Origin of the sequence: Methylobacterium planeticum, from assembly GCF_008806345.1 — a bacterium.
GTDB lineage: Bacteria > Pseudomonadota > Alphaproteobacteria > Rhizobiales > Beijerinckiaceae > Methylobacterium > Methylobacterium planeticum.
The window spans coordinates 1-3,013 of the sequence record NZ_VZZJ01000068.1; the positions used below are offsets into that span (position 1 = coordinate 1).

A 3,013-nucleotide genomic window follows, 5' to 3' on the forward strand; every position below is an offset into this window, starting at 1 on the left:
AGCTCAGCACCGAGCGCTCCCCGATCTGCAGGAACGCCTCCACGGGCATCCCCGGGACCAGGCGGCCCCCGCCCAGCCGCGCCTTCTGCTCCTCCGGCACCAGGATCCGCGCCGTGTAGTAGCTCATCCCGCTCTTCGGGTCCGTCGTCACGTCCGCCGAGACCCGGCTCACCTGCCCGTCCACCTCCGGCGTCACCCGCTGGTTGAAGGCCGGAAACCGCAACACCGCCTTCTGGTCCATCCGCACGCTGTCGATGTCCTGCGGCTGGATCTTCACCTCCACCGCCAGCTGGTCGGCCGAGGGCACGATCAGCATCGCGGGCTCGCTCGGCGTCACCAGACCCCCGATCGTGTGCACCGAGAGCTGGTGCACCGTCCCGTCCTGGGGCGCCCGCAGGTCGATCCGCTTGAGCTGGTCCTCCGCCGCCACCCGCTTCTCCACAAGCTCCGACCACTTGCCCCGGATCTCCGCCAGGTCCTTGCCCACCTCCGTGCGCATGTCCCCGTCGATCTGCAGGATCTGCAGCTCCGTCTCGGTGATCTTGCCCCGTGCCGAGGCCGTCGAGGCGATCAGCTGGCCCCGCTCCCCCTCCAGACGCGCCCCGTCCCGCTCCAGCGCCGTCACCCGCGAGAACGGCACCAGGTTCTTGCCGAACAGCTCGCGCACCCCCTTCAGCTCCGAGCCGATCAGCCCGATCTCGCGCTCCTTGGCCCCCGCCTGCTCGGTCAGCCCGCCGATCTCCTGGCGCAGCTGCGTCACCCGCTCGCGCAGCTGCGCCTTCTGACCCTCGCGCCCCGCCACCCGCGCCGAAAACAGACGCCCCTCCCCCTCGATCAGGTGCGCCACCGCCGGGTCGGCCACGGCGCGGCCCACGAGATCGGGCGGGAACGCCACCGCCCTGGCCCCGTCGCGCTCGGCCTCGTCGCGGGCGCGCCGCGCCGTCAGCTCGTCGAGCGCCTTGAGCACGATGTCGAGATTGGCCCGGGTCTGGGTCTCGTCGAGGCGGATCAGCACGTCGCCGGCCTTGACCCGCGCGCCCTCGCGCACCCGCAGCTCGCCCACCACCCCGCCGGTCGGGTGCTGCACCTTCTTCACGTCCGACTCGACCACGAGCTGGCCCGGCGCGATCACCGCCCCGGAGATCTGCGTCAGCGTCGCCCAGCCCCCGACCCCCACCACCAGGGCGGCGGCCAGGCCGAGCGTCAGCGCCAGGTGACGCCGGATCGAGGCATGCGCGCGCGGGCGCAGCGGCGCCGGCGGCGCCGGCGGCAGGGCCAGCCGCGGCCCCCCGGCCTCGCCCGGGTTCAGGGTGGCGGCCATCAGGCACTCTCCTGCATCTTGCCCGACCTCAGGTCCGGCGCGCCCTCGGGCCGCGACCGCGGCCCGGGCGCGTCCGCCGCGACCGCCACCGGGGCCGGCGCCGGGCGCAGCACGCGCTTGAACACCTCGTCCTTGGGCCCGAAGGCCTGGGCCCGCCCGTCGGCCATCATCAGCACAAGGTCCACCGCCGCCAGCGCGCTCGGCCGGTGGGCCACCACCACGCAGATGCCCCCGCGCCGGCGCACCCCCAGGATCGCCTGGGTCAGGGCGTTCTCGCCCTCGTTGTCGAGGTTGGCGTTGGGCTCGTCCAGCAGCACCAGGAACGGGTCGCGGTACAGCGCCCGGGCCAGCCCCACCCGCTGGCGCTGGCCCGCCGACAGACCCGCCCCGCCCTCGCCGATGCGGGTGTCGTAGCCCTCCGACAGGCGCAGGATCAGCTCGTGCACCCCCGCCGCCTTGGCGGCCGCGATCACAACCTCCGGGTCCGCCTCCGGCTCGAACCGGCTGATGTTCTCCGAGACGCTGCCGGCAAACAGCTCAACCTCCTGCGGCAGGAAGCCGAGATGGCGCCCGAGATCCCCGCTCGCCCACTGGTCGAGCGCCGCCCCGTCGAGCCGGACCTTGCCCCGCAGCGCCGGCCACACCCCCACCAGCGCCCGCACCAGCGAGGACTTGCCCGAGGCCGACGGCCCGATGATCCCCAGCCCCTGGCCGGCCTGGAGCGCGAAGGTGACGTCCTGCACCACCAGACGCGGCGTGCCCGGGGGCGCGATGCTGACCCCCTCCACGCTCAGGCTCTGGCGCGGGGCGGGCAGCGCGTGCGGCTGCCCGGCGGGCGGGATCCGCCCGAGCAGCTCCGAGAGCCGGGCCCAGGATTGCCGGGCCTGGACGAAGCCCTTCCAGTTGGCGATCGCCAGCTCGGCCGGGGCGAGCGCGCGCGAGACCAGGATCGAGGAGGCGATGATGATGCCGGCGGTGGCCATGTTGTTGATCACCAGCCAGGCGCCCAGCGCCAGCACCCCCGATTGCAGGGCCATGCGAAAGACCTTGGAGCCGGCCCCGAAGCCGCCGGCCACGTCCGAGACCCGCTGCTGCGCCTGCATGTAGTCGCGGTTGGCCCGGGCCCAGCGGGCGCCGAGGCGGTCCTGCATGCCGAGCGCGGCCAGGACCTCGGCGTTGCGACGGCCGGCCTCGGCCAGGCCGTTGCGGCGCAAGCCGTGGCCGGTCGCGGCCTGGGCCGGGCTGCGGGTCGAGCGGTCGGTGATCAGCGTGACCAGGGCGAGCACGCCCGCCCCCACCAGGGCCGCCACCCCGATCAGGGGATGGAACAGGAAGCAGATGACCAGGTAGATCGGCATCCACGGCAGGTCGAAGAAGGCGCTCGGCCCGCTGCCGCCCAGGAACGCCCGGATCTGGTCGAGGTCGCGCAGGGGCAGCAGCCCGTCGCCCGGGGTGGCGCCCTTGAGCGGCGCGCGCACCACGAGGTCGAAGACCCGGGCCGACAACGCCTCGTCCAGCGCCGCCCCGACGCGCGCCAGGATCCGGGCGCGCAGGGTCTCGAGCAGACCCTGGAAGCCGTACAGGACGAGCGCCAGCACCATCAGGCCGATCAGGGTCGGCACCGAGCGGCTCGGGATCACCCGGTCGTAGACCTCCAGCATGAAGAACGAGCCCGTCAGGTAGAGCAGGTTC

General features: G+C 73.9%; 2 protein-coding genes. Both read right to left on the reverse strand.

Annotation, left to right across the window (positions count from 1 at the left end):
- Positions 1-1,321, reverse strand: a 1,321-nt coding sequence (locus tag F6X51_RS27545) for an HlyD family type I secretion periplasmic adaptor subunit (RefSeq protein ID WP_150967283.1), incomplete at its 3' end; no start/stop codon positions are given.
- On the reverse strand, positions 1,321-3,013 hold a 1,693-nt coding region (locus tag F6X51_RS27550; RefSeq protein WP_150967285.1), incomplete at its 5' end, for a type I secretion system permease/ATPase. The genes F6X51_RS27545 and F6X51_RS27550, both read right to left, overlap by 1 nt.